This is a genomic window from Streptomyces sp. NPDC058239, from assembly GCF_042882185.1.
Lineage (GTDB): Bacteria > Actinomycetota > Actinomycetes > Streptomycetales > Streptomycetaceae > Streptomyces.
Genome location: NZ_JBHVWS010000041.1, coordinates 41803 through 56262 on the forward strand (window position 1 = coordinate 41803; position 14460 = coordinate 56262).

Consider the following 14460-nt stretch of genomic DNA (forward strand, 5'->3'; position numbering starts at 1 on the left):
TCGGGGCAATGACACGCACCGAAGCCGTCAGAAATATTCCACAAAGAAAAGCCAGAGGTCGTACGCACGATTCCTGTTCCAGCCGGCAATGAGCTGCACACGAGTCCGAAGAGAGACGTACGGCCTGAGGGAGGTCACCATGACAAGCGTGATCAACATGCTGCGTCGGCCCTGCACCGGGCCGGCCGTGTGGGCGGGTCCGGACCTGGCGGACTCCGAGAAATGGGTCCTGCGGCTCTCGCCGGCGCAGATCGACGAACTCGAGGCGGCCCTGCGCGCGGTGCGTGCGCGGGGCCTTCCACTGCTGAAGATGACCGCCGGCGACTTTCCGCTGCCGACCCTGGCCGGCGAACTGGAACGCATCGCCGGCGTACTGGAGAACGGACGGGGATTCGTGCTCGTCAAACGCATTCCGGTCGAGCGATACAGCCAGGCGGCGGCGAGCACCATTTTCTGGGGAGTGGGCCGGCATCTGGGTGTTCCGGTGTCGCAGAACGCATCCGGCCACATGCTGGGCCACGCCCGGGACACCGGCCGTAGCCTTGCCGACCCGGGAACGCGCGGATACCAGACCAGAGCGAGCTTGCTGTTCCACACCGACGGATCCGATGTCCTCGGGCTGCTGTGCCTGCGAGCGGCCCGCTCCGGCGCACGGACTGCCGTCGTCAGTTCGGCAGCGGTCTACAACGCCGTCCTGGCACGGCGACCGGATCTGCTCGGGCGACTTTACCGCACACATTTCCTCGACCTACGGGAGGAGCAGGCCCCCGGCGAGCGCCCGTACGCCGCTGTCCCGCTCGCGTCCTGGAGCGGGGACAAGCTCAGCATGCGCTACAACCGCTGCTACCTCGAATCCGCACAGCGCTTTCCTGACGTTCCCCGCTTGGAGCCGACGGACGTGGAACTGTTCGACCTCGTCGACGCACTGGCAGGGTCACCGGAGTTCCGGCTCGAGGTCGACTTCGAGGTCGGCGACCTGCTGTTCCTCAACAACCATGCGGTTCTTCATTCCCGCACGGAATATGAGGACTTCGCCGAGCCCGAACTGAAGCGCCACGTCCTGCGGCTGTGGCTGGCCGTGCGGCAGGAACGCGGCCTGCCACCCGACTTCTGGGGAGATCCGCACAGCACCGGCGGCGGTCCCGTTCGCGGCGGGGTTGCCCCCCGCGACGTGATCGCGACACAGAACTCCGTGGTCCTCAGCGGCTGCCGGCACCAACGGCGACCGCCACCAACCCAGATCCAGGAGGAAACCGAATGAACAACCTCGCCACGCTCCTGACCGAATCCGCCCGGGCCGACGGCGACCGCGTCGCCGTTCGCCAGGATGAGATCACCCTCACCTATGCCCAACTGAACGACACAAGCGCGCGGTTCGCCACACTGTTGCAGACCAAGGGCGTCCGGCCGGGCGACCGCGTCGCGTTGGTCATGCCCAACGTCACCTGGTTCCCGGTCGCGTACTACGGCATCCTCCGCTGCGGTGGCGTGGTGGTACCGATGAATCCGCTGTTGAAGGCCCGTGAAATAGCCTTCACTCTCCGGGATTCCGGATCGCGGATCGTGGTGACACTCCCGCGGTGCGCGGACCAGGTCACAACGGCCGCGGCGGACAGCGGGGCCGACTGCCTGGTCACCAACTCGACGGCGTTCGACACCCAAGTGCGGGCCACCGAACCGATGCCCCAGGTCGCCGACCGGGCGGAGGACGACACTGCCGTGATTCTCTACACATCGGGCACGACAGGCACCCCGAAGGGCTCCGAGCTGACCCACCGCAACCTGATGACCAACGCGGCCACCGCGACCGAGACGCTGCTCCACGTCGGGCCGGGCGACGTACTGTTCGGGGGCCTGCCGCTGTTCCACGCCTTCGGGCAGACCTGCGCTCTCAACACTGCCGTCGCCGCGGGCGCCACTTTGACCTTGCTGCCGCGGTTCGAGCCGGCCAAGGCGCTGGAGATCATGCATCACGACGGGGCCACCATCTTCCTGGGCGTCCCCACGATGTACACAGCCCTGCTCCACACCGAGATCCCCGACGGCTACGACCTCTCACGACTGCGCCTGGCCGTTTCCGGCGGTGCTTCCTTGCCGGTCGAGGTTCTGCATGAATTCGAACATACATTCGGCGTCACAGTGCTTGAGGGCTATGGGCTGTCGGAGACTTCGCCCGTCGCGTCGTTCAACCCCCCGGACAGGGCACGCAAGGCCGGCTCGATCGGCCTCCCGATCCGCGGGGTCGAGCTCAAGGTCGTGGCGGACGACGGCACTTCGGTGGGCCCGGGCGAGGTGGGTGAGATCGCGATCCGCGGCGACAACGTGATGAAAGGCTACTGGAATCGTCCGGACGCGACCGCGGATGCCATCCGGGACGGGTGGTTCCACAGCGGCGACCTGGCCCGCGTCGACGAGGACGGCTACTACTTCATCGTGGACCGGAAGAAGGACCTCATCATCCGCGGCGGATACAACGTCTACCCACGTGAAATCGAGGAGGTGCTCTACGAACACCCGGCCGTCGCCGAGGCCGCAGTAGTCGGCGTCCCGCACGAGATCTACGGAGAGGAGGTAGCCGCCGTCGTGACCCTCCGGGACGGTGCACAGATCACGGCCGATGAAATACGCGACCATGTCAAACAGCGGGTGGCGGCCTACAAGTATCCGCGGATCGTCACATTCACCGACGCACTCCCCAAGGGAGCAACGGGCAAAATCGTCAAGCGGGAGATCGTCGTCGAGCAGAAGGCGTCCACGGACTGAACCGATCTGGTTCGACGGCGGCAACCACAGGAAGACGCCGCATGCGCAGCGCGGTGGGCGTGCCAGTAGCTACGGATGCGGTCGCCCGCGCAGGGCGGAGCGCCCCTGAGCGGCGGAGCACCCCGGGGTGGTGCCCCGGCGTGCATGGCCGCCCTGTCAGTTCTGGAGTTCCCCGAGCCAGCGCAGGGCACTCCGGCTCGGCAGGAAGCAGTACTCGCCGCCGCGGGTGACGACGAAGCGCGGCAGTGGGGTGAGGCGCCGTCGAAGCGGCCGCCGGGGAATGGTGAGGCCGGTGACTCCGTCGTGGGATCCGGTGACGGGGTCTTTGGTGCTGCCCGCGCCGAAGAAGACGCCGTCGTTCATCCATTCCGACTGGACGAACTCGAACTGCCGCCCGAGGTGGGCTCCGATGAACGCGAACATCAGGCCGCGGTCGGCCCCGTCGTCCTCCAGGACCCCCTCGGGCAGCGGCGGTCCGTAGACGGCGCCGCGTCTGATCATGCGGTGCAGTCGCACTTCTCCCGCCACCGAGGCGTCGCGGGGGTTGGCCCGGCGGATGTGGCAGCCGCCGGGCGTGATGAATCCCGCCGGATCGTCCCGCTCGTACAGGAACGTGTTGCGGCGGTCCTGGTCGGTACCGAGAGCGGGGTCGTCGTGTTGCGGACTGAGCGCGAGGGGGGCTCCGCTGCGCCAGCGTCCCATGACCTTGGCCGCGAGCAGTTCCTCGTCATCGGGAGAAGTGGCGTTGTCCCGCAGATAGCGCCGGAACGCGGCGACGTCCTGGTGGAGCTTACGGAAGACCGCGTAGCTGCCGTTGCGCCCCAGCACCTCCGGCTGCGGGGTCTGGAGACCGCCGATCTCGTCCCGGTAGCCGAGCACGAACTCCCCGGCCTTCAGGGGCGACTCCAGCCGGTTCGACCCGGCGATGCCGCTTCCTTCGACGGCTGGATGGCTGACGCCGTCGCGATAGCCGAAATGCTCGGTCTCGGTGGGCAGCGCATAACAGTCCTGCCGCCAGATCGCGGTCACACCGGAAAGGTGGTCGTACGCGGGGCGGGCCCGATCGAGGGCCGCCTCCAGCCGTTGGGGGTCGGGCGCGACCGCCGTGAGGACCACATGGACATCCGGCGTGCCCAGCGGCGCTTCCCAGTTCTCGGGGCTGCTCTCACCGACATCGCCCAGTGTTCTGGCCCGGGCGGCCATCGACTGCCGGAACTCCCAGGCGAACGTGTCCAGTGATGCGCGCGGCACACCCAGGGCCTCCAGACCGTGGCAGGAGACCGCGACACTGACCCAGGTGTCCCCCCGGGGGCTGACCGAGTCGGCGGCGGAGGTCACCACCGCGCTCGCGCGCCGCATCAGCTCCCGCCCGTCCGCCCGGTCATCGACACGGAACACAAGGTAGGTCGCCGCGTAGGGGGTCGGCCGAGGGCTGAGAACCCCGCGCTGAATGTCGTCGAGTTCCAACGCGACTTGCGTAGGCCCGCTCACGGTCGCCTCCCTGCGACATTACTTCGTAACGAGGTTCCGCCAGAATCTCCGCAGACTTTCGTCGCCGCCGAACAGCGAACTGAAGATCGTGGAGTCCGCCAGCAGCACATCGCCGGCCCGCTCACCGCTCGCAGGCATCCACAGAAACATGTTGAACTCGGTGTTGCCGGCCTCGGTGAACGGATGCGGCCTGGAGGTGTCGATCGGCTGCCTGGCCAGCACGTGGATGACATCCGGCTCGTCGGTCGTCACGGCGTAATGCGGCAGGTGCATATGGAAGTTGAAGTTGGTCACCCCTTCCAGCCACCCTTTCGCGTCCAGGTCCCTCACCGTGGAGAGCGGGGCGATCTCGTTCTTCTCCCGCACCGCGGGGCGCAGTCCGTAACGGTTCTCGACCGGCACCGCGAGGCCCTGCATCAAGTCCCGGACGTAGGTGGCGAATCGCTGCTGGCGGGGGACCAAGAGATCGCCGTGATGGTGATACTCCACGTCCCGCACGGCCAGATCGTCCGATGCCCCGACGTCATGGTGAGGCCCCAGGACCAGGCGGGCGTCCTCCCGGCCGAGGAAGGCCCGCAGCGCCTCAACCTCCTCGGGCCGGGCCTCCTGCCCGGTGACCATGTGGTCCAGCCCGAACACGAAGAGAGTGTCGGTGTCGGCCAGTACCCGCTCGTCGAGCGGGGTCCGGAATCCGGCCTGGTCGATGCGCTGATACACCGGGACGGGGTGCCCGGTGACCTCCTCGACGAACTGCTGAAACGGCACCCAGGCCCAGAAGAACAATTCCAGCGATCCGGCGATGCCCTGCTGGAACTGCAACGGGTCGGACCACTTCGGGTCCTCGTAGGCAGGCCACGCCACCCGCCTGACCTCCGTCATCGTGGAGAACCGGTTGTCCAGTTCAGCCGGATTCCTGCCCGACTCGGCCGGATAGCTCCACGAGACGTAGATGCTCACCCGTCGCCGACCAGGGGTGTATTCGCGCGGGACGTGGTTCTGGTTGTAGGTGCGCGCGGTCCTGACCTCACTCATCTCGTCTCCGATCCGCAATGGGACAAGCACACGACAGCCCGCTCTCACTGCAGCTGGTCGAGCATCTCCGACAGGGCACCCTTGATCCGCAGAGCCTTCTTGATCTCATCAGCGGACACGTACGGGTACTCCCCGTACTCGATGAAGCTCGGACAGTGGTGTTCGCGCACAAACCTGACGAACGCCTCAGGGTTGGTCCGCCAGTCCTCGGGGAATCCTTCGAGGTTCTCGAAGGCCGTGTTCACCCCCGCCTTGCCGAAAAGCGCGATGGCGTCCTCGGTGTACTTGTCGAAGTCGGTATCGAAGATCCCCTGATACATGAAGCGCGTGTCGTCGTCGAAGAGCACCCAGCGCAGGTAGTGCAACTTCAGTGGCGCGAGGAGATGGGGGTCTTCCTCCAGAGCCTCGGCCAAAGTATTGCCGTAGGCACGCATCGCGTCGGCCCGGCCCGGCTTGACCTTCGCGACGATGGTGAACCCGTAACACGCCGGTGTCTTCGGAAACACGGGACCGTATTTCCCCTGCTCGAGTTGGTCGATCTCGGGGATGACGGCCGCCTGCGGCTTGATCTCCATGTCCGCTCCTCCCGCCACCTGCCAGCCGGGAACAATCCCCCTGATTGTCCCACGCAGCAGGCCCATCCGCCTCGTGAGCGGCACTGTCATGGTCCCGGTCGCGCGTGCGGGCAGCACCGTCGGCAGCCCGGCCGGATCCCGGCAGGACATTGTTCTTCGCGGCATCGCTCACCGAGTGCATGGGGCTGCCCGGGGCAGGACCAAGTACGTCGACCTTGCCGACAGGCCGGCAATGGGCGACGATCAGGCGCGAGGTGCTTCACCTGTGGGAGGGGATCCGTGTCCGACGTCAAGGCCGAGCTCGACCAACTGATGCGCTCCTTCCTCGGTGCGTTCACCAACACCGGCGGAAGTCGGCCGAACGTGGACGCTGTCCGTGAGGTGTTCATTCCGCAAGGAATGATTATCAAGAACGTCGGGGGCGAGCCGGTGATCTACGACCTCGACGCGTTCGTCGAGCCCCGGGAGAAGATCCTCACCGATGGGACGCTGACGGAGTTCTCCGAATGGGAAGTTGCCGAGCGGACCGAGATTTTCGGGTCCATCGCGCACCGATTCAGCGAGTACAGCAAGTCCGGTTTCCTCGATGGCGAGTGGTTCGAGGGATCCGGCCGCAAGACCACCCAGTTCGTCCGGACACCTGTCGGCTGGAGGATGAGCTCAATGGCCTGGGATGACGCATAGGGGGTTCTCCTCTTCTGCGCACCGCACGGCCGGAACGCCATGACAGGTGCCCGTGGCACAGGAGTTGAGCGGGCTGTCGTGAGTCCGCCCCGCTCCCGCGCTGACGAGGGCGGACATTGACTTCCGCTCCCCGCCCTGAAGGGCGGGGATTTCTACCACGGTCGTCTGACCGTCTCGGTGGGTTCCTGCTTCACCGCGCTGTGCCGGTACGAGTACCGGTCTTACCTGCGCTCCACGGGCTGACACCGCCAGTCCGGCGGCCTTGGCGACGTTGACCCCCGCGTTGATGTCCCGGTCGAGGACGGCTCACGCATGCCCCGCACTCCCAGACGCGGATGTGCAGGGGCTTGGGGCCGTCCTTGACGCCGCACTGCGAGCAGACCTGAGAGGTCGGCTCGAACCGGCCGATGCGTACGAAGGTGCGCCCGTACCGGGCGGCCTTGTACTCCAGCATCCCTACGAACGCCGACCATCCGGCGTCGTGGACGGACTTGGCCAGGCGCGTACGGGCGAGTCCCTTGACCGCCAGGTCCTCAACGGCAACCGCTTGGTTCTCACGGATGATCTTCGTTGAGAGCTGATGGTGAAACTCGCGCCGTGCGTCGGCCACCCGTGTGTGAGCGCGGGCGACCTCGATGCGGGCCTTCGTCCTGTTGTTGCTGCCCTTGGTCCTGCGGGACAGGCGTCGCTGTTCCTTCTTGAACTTCTTCTCGGCGCGGCGCAGGAAACGCGGGGCGTCGATCTTCGTGCCGTCCGAGAGGATCGCGAAGTGGGACAGGCCAAGGTCGATACCGACCTGAGCATCCGTCCCGGGCAGGGCCTGGTCAGGGTCGGTCTCCACGACGAAGCTCGCGAAGTACCTACTGGCAGCGTCCTTGACCACGGTGACCGTGGACGGCACGGAGGGAAGGACGCGAGACCATTTGACCCGCACATCGCCGATCTTCGGCAACGACAGGTCCCCGCCCGTGGTGATCTTCCACCGTGCGTTCGCGGTGAACCTGACGGCCTGCCGGTTGTCCTTGCGGCTCTTGAACCGGGGAGCGCCCATGCGCGGTCGCTTGCCCTTGAGCCCATCGAAGAAGTTCCGGTACGCGGTATCCAGATCCCGCAGGGACTATTGCAACACCACGGCCGATACCTCGCCGAGCCAACCACGCTGGTCGGTCTTCTTCGCGTCGGTGATCAGCAGCTTCGACAGATCCCCGGTCTTCGGGAACGGCGCACCCTCCACACGGGCGGTCTCACGAGCGCGAAGCGCATCGTTGTAGACCACCCGCGAGCACCCGAACGCCCTTGCCACCGCGGAACGCTGGGGACCGTTCGGATACAGGCGGAAGCTGTACCTGAGCTGCACGATCAGCATCGCACCATGTTGATTTATGGCCGAGTATCAGAACATCCGTACTGGCAGACACTGCTCCTTCGCCCTCCACGCCCACTTGGTTTTCGTGACGAAGTACCGGCACAAGGTCTTCAAAGACGCGCACCTGACGCGCATGGAAGAGATCATGCGCGCCGTGTGCGAGGACTTTGAGTGCGAGCTGGTGGAGTTCAACGGCGAGAACAACCACGTGCATCTACTGGTGAACCTCCCGCCGAAGGTGGCCCTGTCCAAGCTGGTCAACTCACTCAAGGGCGTCAGCTCACGCAGACTCCGACAGGAATACCCGGAACTGGTCCGGCACTACTGGCGGGCTCAGCGCCTGTGGTCCGGCTCGTACTTCGCCGGGTCGGTGGGCGGGGCTCCGCTGTCGATCATCCGTCAGTACATCGAGCAGCAGAACCGCCCGCTCTAGCTACTGAACATGAAAGGGTGATGTCGGCTGCTTGGATCAGGTGGTCACCGCTTGCGGTCAGGGCTCCACTCGTAGGCCCCTGGGGCCGTCTCGACGACTTCGCGGGGCCAGGTCCGCCGGACCTGTTCCAGGCGCCCGCGGTGCTCGGCGATCCAGTCTCCCTCGGGCCGGGTTCCCAGGAGCGTCGTAAGGCGGTCCGGGTCGCTGATCTGGATCGACAGCCAGCCGTCTTCGTGCATGTGGATGTCGAGGCTCAGGCCGCGGTCTCCGCCGATGCTGGCTGTCTGGCCTGGTCCCAGGTTGGACAGCGCCTGCTCCCAGGAGTCCAGGTCATGCTGGAAGAGGTGAAGGTCGAGCCGGGCGTCGACGAAGCTCGCGGAGGCGAGTACGTCCGCGTGCAGGATGTCGTGGCCGGTCAGCACGCCCGGCTGAAACCGTCCTGTGACGCGCACGATGCAGCGGTTCCCATCCGGATCGGCGAGGTGGATAAGGTCCATCGAAGTGGGCTCCGTCATGAAGTTGCTCGCTTTCGTGCGCTGGTGTGGGTTGCATCGTCTCCTGTCGCCGGACGAGCGACACAGTCAGGACTCGGCATCGAGGAGTCACGTGCCCAGGGCCAAGCCGGTGCCGGCGAGACAGCCGTCGATCACGTCCGGCCGGTACTGGAGCGTCTTGAGCCAATGCTTGACCGCGCGGGTGACTTGGCTGAGGTTGGCGGCGGCGAGGTTGCCGATGTCACGCTTGACCAGGGACCACACACCCTCGGTTGGGTTGAGGTCGGGCGCGTAGGTGGGCAGCTGAACGACGGTGACCCATTCGGCGTTCGCGTCGATGAACTCGCGCAGCGGCTTCGTCAGGTGTAGTCGGACGTTGTCCCAGACCAGCACGATCGGCCCGCCCAGCTGAATGCGCGCCCGGACGATCAGATCACGGAAGTCGCGCCAGCCGAAGCCCTTCGGCTGGCCCTTGCGCCCGGCGTACTCCCGGACGGCATAGAACAACCGGGCCCGCTCACCAGCCTTGTAGCAGGTCATGCCCGCCATCGACACTCGCCCCGGAACCGCGGCCGCGCACCCGCACGACCGGCGTGCAGCCCCGGCGGCCCCAGGTCCTGGCACGCGGCGGAGTCATCGACTGCCCGGCCTCGTCCTCAAAGACGATCCAGGCCCCGCGCTCCGCCGCGATGCTCTTACCCGCGGCCAGGTCTCCTTCTTCCAGGCTTCGACTGAGGTGTCGTCACGCTCGATGGCCCTCCGGGCAGGCTGCTGCCACGACCAGCCATGCCGCTTGAGTAACAGCCACACGCCCTCGTCCGTGTAAGAGACGTGGAACGGGCGACCGATCAGCGTCTTAATCCGAGCCAGGGTCCACCGCTGGTCCGCCCAGCCATGGACGAGCGGCCCTCGCTCCAACTCCCCTTCCAGCCTGGCGATCTGCGCATCACTGAGCCTCGGTCGGCCCGGAGATCCCTTCGACAGGACCCCGGCCTCGCCACCCTCGCGCCACTGGCGACGCCACCGCTCCACGGACCGCTCGCTGACCCGCAACGCGGCAGCGATCTCCAGGTTCTTCTGCCCGCCCTCGAAGCGTTCCACGGCCTGCAGCCGAACCCGCTCCCGCGCGGCCCTCCCGGCGTCGGTCAGCCCGCCGCCCTGTGCGTATCTCACAGTCCAGGGCTACCGGAACGGCCCTATCACCGTCAGGCGAACGGCTCCGACATCACCCAATCAAGTTCAGTAGTCTGCCGGTCGGAGCAGCGTTCAGAATCGCTTCACCACCGGGCTGAAGCCCGGTGCACTGCGATTGGTCCCGGTAGCGCACAGCCAGATACATAGTTTTGTGGAAAAGTTCAGCGGCTACGCGCAGGGGCTGGGAGCGACGTTCGAGGGTGCGCCGGTAGTCCTGGATCCGGGCCTTGGCGATCACCGAGCATTCGCTGCAGCCGAGCACGATGCCCGCGGGGTGGCCGCCCGCGCCCTAACCCAGGGCTACGCGGGTGGTCGGCAGATGAAAGACGGCCGCGTCAACATCCCCACCCGTACACAGCCCAACAAGCAACCTGCGGCCTCGCCACCTCAAGCACGGTTGCAGTACACCCTGATGATCACACGTGGGGCGGCAGGTGGGTGGCCGGGCGGGCCCCTGTTGCGGGAGACCGCCCGGCCGGACTGTGTGGCTACCGGACGTCGTAGGCGCGGGTGATGGTCTGGGTGACCGCGTTGCCGTTGGAGTCGGTGAGGGTGGCCTTCAGAGTGACCTGCTTGCCGGCGGCGCCGGTGTGGTCGAGGACGGCCGTCCACTTGCCGTGCTGCTGCTCGGTCGGCGCCTGGGTCCAGGTGGCGCCGCCGTCGTAGGAGTAGGACATGGAGGCCGCTGTGATCGTGCCCGGGGTGTACCCGGCGTGGCCCTCGGCCGACAGGCCGACCTTGATGCCGCTCTGCGCGGGCAGCGTGTTCATGCCGTCCACCGGCAGGTCGTACGCCGGGAAGAGGATCGGCAGGCCGCGGGAGTAGACCTCCGGCTCCAGGTGGGAGCGGAAGCTCCAGGTGGTGGTGAGAGCGGTGGAACGCAGCCAGTTCCGGTCCGAGGTGTCGATCTTGGACAGGTTCTGGGTGAGCTCGTACGCGGAGTCCTCAGCCGGAACCTCGAACGCGTCGTACGGATAGGTGCTGGTGGCGATCTGCTCACCGTTGCGCTTCAGCACCAGGTTACCGAGGTCGCCGAACGACCCGCCGTAGGACCAGTGGTCGCCGGAGGCATCGAGCCAGAGCGCGCTCTGGAAGCCGATCAGATCGCCCTGCCGCTCGGCGGCCAGCGCCGGCTTGCCGGCGGCGTCACGCGGCGCGGCCGGCCGCAGGAGGCCCCGGTACCACTCCTCGGTACGCCGGTCTCCGGCCCGGTAGGTGCGGTACTGGTCGCTCATGAACGCGGCAAACGGGAAGCTGGTCATCGCGCCGTGGTACCAGGCGTCGTCGCCGGTCGTGTAGTAGGCGGCGCGGGTGCCCGGCACATGGACCGGGTCGAGCAGGCTCACCGGGATAGTGGTGTTTCTGTTCCATGCGGGGAGGATGAACAGCCCGTCGAGGTAGTCGGCCTCCTTGCCGAGGGCATTCCACTTCTCGGTGACCCGGGCCAGCTTGGAGTCGCTCGGCCGGTAGACCCGGTCCGACCGCAGCGGGCCCTCGGTCGGGAACGAGAGGTTGTAGACATAGGACGAGTCGCCCTGCGACCCGGTCGCGCGCCAGGTGGGCCGGAATTCGAAGGAGCCGTTCTGAGCGCGCCCGTCGACGGAGGCGTAGAACTTCTGCACGGTGCTGCCGGCCGAGAGCGATCCGTTCAGCTGCCAGGTGTCGTCCCACGTGCGGGCGTAACTGAAGGTGGTGTGGCTCACTGTCGAGGGGCGGTCGGTGTGCGCGCTCAGCCGATGGGCCTTGCGAGCGTCGAGGACGACGGTGGTGTCACGGGTGATCCGCAGCTGCGGGCGCCCGAGGTAGCCGATGGATTCGGGTGCATTGCTCGCATCGTAGGTGGCCACGAAGCCGGCGAGAGCGTAGTCGCCCGGCCGCACGCGGTACGTCTGATCGGTCGCGCCCTGGTTGCTGCGGCGCTCGCCCTTGTCGGTGTCGAGGCTGACCAGGTCCAGGGAGGAGGCGCCGGTCGCGGGCTCGCCGTTGCGGTCGATGACCTTGACCCGGAGGGTGACCGTTTCCGGCTGGACGTAGAGCGTGACCGGCACGGAGACGTGCGCCTTGCTGCCGGTGGCCGTGATCCGGCCGGTGACGGCACCGTACTGGGCGGCCTTGAGACGGGCGGTGGGGTCGATCCGCACCGGCACCTGGACGGTGGCCCCCGCGGGAACGGTCACCTTGCCCTGCTCCAGCTTGATGACGTCGGAGTTGACATCGCTGCCGTCGTTGCCGCGCACACCGCTGACCTTGAGACTCAGGGCGAGGTCGCCTGAGCTGGTGTTGGTGAAGGGCACCTGCACGGTGGTGCGGTCCGAGGTGTCCTGCGGCCAGTTGTAACTGCCGCCCTGGACGGCGGGCGCGGAGAGCACGTTCTGGTGCACCGCCGCGACCACGTCGAGGACGCCGGCCCCGGTCTGGTCGGCGCCGGCGACCTTGCCGCCGGTGCGGGCGGAGGAGACGAGGGCAGCCTTGATCTGCTGCGCGGTCCAGTCCGGGTGGGCCTGGCGGACAATGGCCGCTGCGCCTGCGACGTGCGGGGTCGCCATGGAGGTGCCCGACATAGTCTGGTACGCGTAGACGCCGCGTCCGCCCGCGTTGGCCGCCGAGATGTCGACGCCGGGGGCGGCGATCTCGGGCTTGAGGGTGTGGGTGACGGCCACCGGACCGCGGCTGGAGAACCACGCGGTGGTGTCGTCACGGTCGACAGCGCCGACGGTCAGCACGCCGGGCGCACAGCCGGGCGAGGAGACGGTCTCGATGCCCGAGCCGGCGTTGCCGGCGGCGACGACGAACAGAGTGTGCGTGTTCTGCGAGAGCTGCTTCGCGGCCTCGGCCAGCGGGTCGGTGCAGTCGCCGATCGCGGGGTTGCCCAGGCTCATGGAGACGACATCGGCCTGCTGGTCGACGGCCCACTGCATTCCCGCGATGATCCAGGAGCTTGCGCCGGAGCCGCTGTCGTTGAGGACCTTGCCGATGAGCAGATCGGTCCCGGGGGCGACGCCCTTCTTGCGGCCGTCGCTGGCCGCTCCGGAGCCGCCGACCGTGGAGGCGGTGTGCGTGCCGTGACCCTGCCGGTCGTTGGTGCTGTTGGAGTCCGTGAAGTTCTTGGACGCGGCGACCCGGCTCACCAGGTCCGGGTGCTCGGCGTCCACGCCCGTGTCCAGCACGGCGACCTTGGTGCCCTTGCCGTCGTAGCCCTCGGCCCAGGCCTCCGGCGCGTGCACCTGCTTGGTGGACCGGTCCAGCGTGGCCTTGACCTTGCTGTCCAGCCACAGCTTCTTCAGTGTGGAGGCAGAACGTGAGCGGGTGTTGGTGACGTCCTGCCAGAAGGTGGCGGCAGTGTCCTTGCCGGCCTTGAGTGCGACGCCGTCCACAGCCGGGAGGCTCAGGCCCCGCTCGGCCCCACGAGGGGCCGCCGGCGCGCTGTCGGCAACGTTCACGCTGTTCCGGTAGGTGGCGATGAGCGGCAGCGTGTCGGTGTGTGTGTCGTCGTATCCCTGGCGGATCAGCCCGGTGACGTTGAACAGCTGCTCGTCGACCTTGCCCTCGGCGATCGCCCGGGAGGCGTCCTCCGGGTAGACGTAGAGGTCCTTGCCCATCTGAAAGGTCTGCACAATCGGCTGTGTGCCGTCCTCACGGGGCAGCACGGCCGCCGAGCTGCGGCCTGACGTGTCCGTGGTCACCAGCACCTTGTCGCCGGTGATGAGCGTGACCGCGACCTGCTTGCCGCCCGTTGCTGCGGCACCGCTGCCGATGACGGGCCTCTTTCCCGAGGCACCGTCAGGCGGCGTATCCGCCGCCCCTGAAGGCGCGACCGCAGTGACGGCCAGGACGGCGGCGGTCGCCGCGCCCAAGGCTATGCGCGCTATGGGATGCATGAGTCTCCCTACTTGAACCGTGAACATGCCATGCTGCGGCTGCATCCTGGCAGACATACGGATCACTCAGGGTTGCCGTGCGTGACGGGTTTCCCACGTGGCGGTATTCCGTCACGCGGTCACATCAATCGGTTCGTCAGCTCGGTGGATCTTCGGGCCCGGCAGGTGGGGGTACGCTCCGCCGGGCCGACGCTCGCCCGGATGATCTCGCTCCCCAGCCGAAGGAGGCGCGCCGGCACCGACCAGGTCGGCAAGCAGTTCCCGGACACAGCACAGGCTCCGCACTCCGTCTCCGAGCCACTGCAGCCGCGACATCTCCTCGGCGAGCAACTCCTCGGCCAGGTTGAGGTCGCCGAGGCAGTGAACGTCCGGCAGAGTGGTCCTTGTTGAAGGCGGCCGGCTCGCCCGCGCCCTGCGCGCCGTCGAGGTCGCAGCTGACCGGTCGCCGACATTGACAGCCACTGGACCACCACGGGCAGCGGATTCAGCTCATCCGGCTCTGCCGGTGACAACTGCTGAGCCTCGGCAGAGCGCGTGACGCTCCTTCGGG

12 protein-coding genes and 1 pseudogene are annotated in these 14460 nt (G+C 67.3%); 5 read left to right on the forward strand and 8 right to left on the reverse strand.

What is annotated here, in order from left to right; translation table 11 throughout:
* Window positions 1-139 precede the first annotated feature (139 nt).
* Entirely contained in the window at window positions 140-1261 is a 1122-nt protein-coding gene (locus ACFVYE_RS33185; RefSeq protein WP_389608029.1) for a TauD/TfdA family dioxygenase, read from the forward strand.
* Entirely contained in the window at window positions 1258-2763 is a 1506-nt protein-coding gene (locus tag ACFVYE_RS33190) for a long-chain fatty acid--CoA ligase (RefSeq protein ID WP_389608030.1), read from the forward strand. Before ACFVYE_RS33185 ends, ACFVYE_RS33190 begins: the two co-directional genes overlap by 4 nt.
* 156 nt (window positions 2764-2919) lie before the next feature.
* On the opposite strand, the gene ACFVYE_RS33195 is transcribed toward ACFVYE_RS33190, so the two are convergent.
* From ACFVYE_RS33195 to ACFVYE_RS33205, 3 genes are read right to left on the reverse strand one after another with little or no spacing between them, the layout of a single operon-like run.
* Window positions 2920-4254: a Dyp-type peroxidase gene (locus ACFVYE_RS33195; protein ID WP_389608031.1), complete on the reverse strand. Its 1335-nt coding sequence runs from the start codon at window positions 4252-4254 to the stop codon at window positions 2920-2922.
* An 18-nt stretch (window positions 4255-4272) separates the two neighbouring features.
* Window positions 4273-5286 (reverse strand): hypothetical protein, encoded by a 1014-nt coding sequence (locus tag ACFVYE_RS33200; protein ID WP_383966907.1) that lies wholly within the window; start codon window positions 5284-5286, stop codon window positions 4273-4275.
* 44 nt (window positions 5287-5330) lie between these two features.
* Entirely contained in the window at window positions 5331-5861 is a 531-nt protein-coding gene (locus ACFVYE_RS33205; protein WP_389608032.1) for a hypothetical protein, read from the reverse strand.
* A gap of 312 nt (window positions 5862-6173) precedes the next feature.
* On the opposite strand from ACFVYE_RS33205, the gene ACFVYE_RS33210 reads away from it, so the two are divergent.
* The gene (locus ACFVYE_RS33210) at window positions 6174-6545 is read left to right on the forward strand and encodes a DUF4440 domain-containing protein (protein ID WP_383966949.1); all 372 of its coding nucleotides are present in this window, start codon (window positions 6174-6176) and stop codon (window positions 6543-6545) included.
* 177 nt (window positions 6546-6722) lie between these two features.
* On the opposite strand, the pseudogene ACFVYE_RS33215 reads toward ACFVYE_RS33210, so the two are convergent.
* Window positions 6723-7902, reverse strand: a pseudogene (locus ACFVYE_RS33215) (RNA-guided endonuclease InsQ/TnpB family protein); the annotation flags it as partial.
* A 25-nt stretch (window positions 7903-7927) separates the two neighbouring features.
* Between ACFVYE_RS33215 and tnpA the strand changes: the two are divergent.
* Window positions 7928-8344, forward strand: coding sequence for an IS200/IS605 family transposase (tnpA, locus tag ACFVYE_RS33220; protein WP_383966900.1), 417 nt, complete (start codon window positions 7928-7930; stop codon window positions 8342-8344).
* 44 nt (window positions 8345-8388) lie between these two features.
* Here tnpA and ACFVYE_RS33225 read toward each other — a convergent pair whose 3' ends face one another.
* The 4 genes from ACFVYE_RS33225 to ACFVYE_RS33240 form a co-directional block, all read right to left on the reverse strand.
* A complete protein-coding gene (locus ACFVYE_RS33225; protein WP_383966897.1) occupies window positions 8389-8841 on the reverse strand; it encodes a DUF5959 family protein in 453 nt (150 codons plus the stop codon).
* Between the two features lie 105 nt (window positions 8842-8946).
* On the reverse strand, window positions 8947-9387 hold the full coding sequence (locus tag ACFVYE_RS33230; RefSeq protein WP_389608033.1) for a transposase: 441 nt from the start codon (window positions 9385-9387) through the stop codon (window positions 8947-8949).
* Between the two features lie 84 nt (window positions 9388-9471).
* Window positions 9472-10011, reverse strand: coding sequence for a winged helix-turn-helix domain-containing protein (locus tag ACFVYE_RS33235; RefSeq protein ID WP_383966893.1), 540 nt, complete (start codon window positions 10009-10011; stop codon window positions 9472-9474).
* Between the two features lie 509 nt (window positions 10012-10520).
* Window positions 10521-13910 (reverse strand): S8 family serine peptidase, encoded by a 3390-nt coding sequence (locus ACFVYE_RS33240; protein ID WP_389608034.1) that lies wholly within the window; start codon window positions 13908-13910, stop codon window positions 10521-10523.
* Window positions 13911-14111: 201 nt separating this feature from the next.
* Here ACFVYE_RS33240 and ACFVYE_RS33245 point away from each other — a divergent pair, with 201 nt between their 5' ends.
* Window positions 14112-14300 carry a hypothetical protein gene (locus ACFVYE_RS33245; RefSeq protein WP_389608035.1) on the forward strand — a complete coding sequence of 63 codons (189 nt, stop codon included), beginning with the start codon at window positions 14112-14114 and terminating at the stop codon, window positions 14298-14300.
* Window positions 14301-14460 lie beyond the last annotated feature (160 nt).

Coding starts and splice junctions, on each gene's coding strand:
- ACFVYE_RS33230 (WP_389608033.1), bottom strand. CDS start 9,387: ATGGCGGGCATGACCTGCTACAAGGCTGGTGAGCGGGCCCGGTTGTTC.
- ACFVYE_RS33210 (WP_383966949.1), top strand. CDS start 6,174: ATGCGCTCCTTCCTCGGTGCGTTCACCAACACCGGCGGAAGTCGGCCG.
- ACFVYE_RS33245 (WP_389608035.1), top strand. CDS start 14,112: ATGATCTCGCTCCCCAGCCGAAGGAGGCGCGCCGGCACCGACCAGGTC.
- ACFVYE_RS33225 (WP_383966897.1), bottom strand. CDS start 8,841: ATGGACCTTATCCACCTCGCCGATCCGGATGGGAACCGCTGCATCGTG.
- ACFVYE_RS33205 (WP_389608032.1), bottom strand. CDS start 5,861: ATGGAGATCAAGCCGCAGGCGGCCGTCATCCCCGAGATCGACCAACTC.
- tnpA (WP_383966900.1), top strand. CDS start 7,928: ATGGCCGAGTATCAGAACATCCGTACTGGCAGACACTGCTCCTTCGCC.
- ACFVYE_RS33185 (WP_389608029.1), top strand. CDS start 140: ATGACAAGCGTGATCAACATGCTGCGTCGGCCCTGCACCGGGCCGGCC.
- ACFVYE_RS33200 (WP_383966907.1), bottom strand. CDS start 5,286: ATGAGTGAGGTCAGGACCGCGCGCACCTACAACCAGAACCACGTCCCG.
- ACFVYE_RS33190 (WP_389608030.1), top strand. CDS start 1,258: ATGAACAACCTCGCCACGCTCCTGACCGAATCCGCCCGGGCCGACGGC.
- ACFVYE_RS33240 (WP_389608034.1), bottom strand. CDS start 13,910: ATGCATCCCATAGCGCGCATAGCCTTGGGCGCGGCGACCGCCGCCGTC.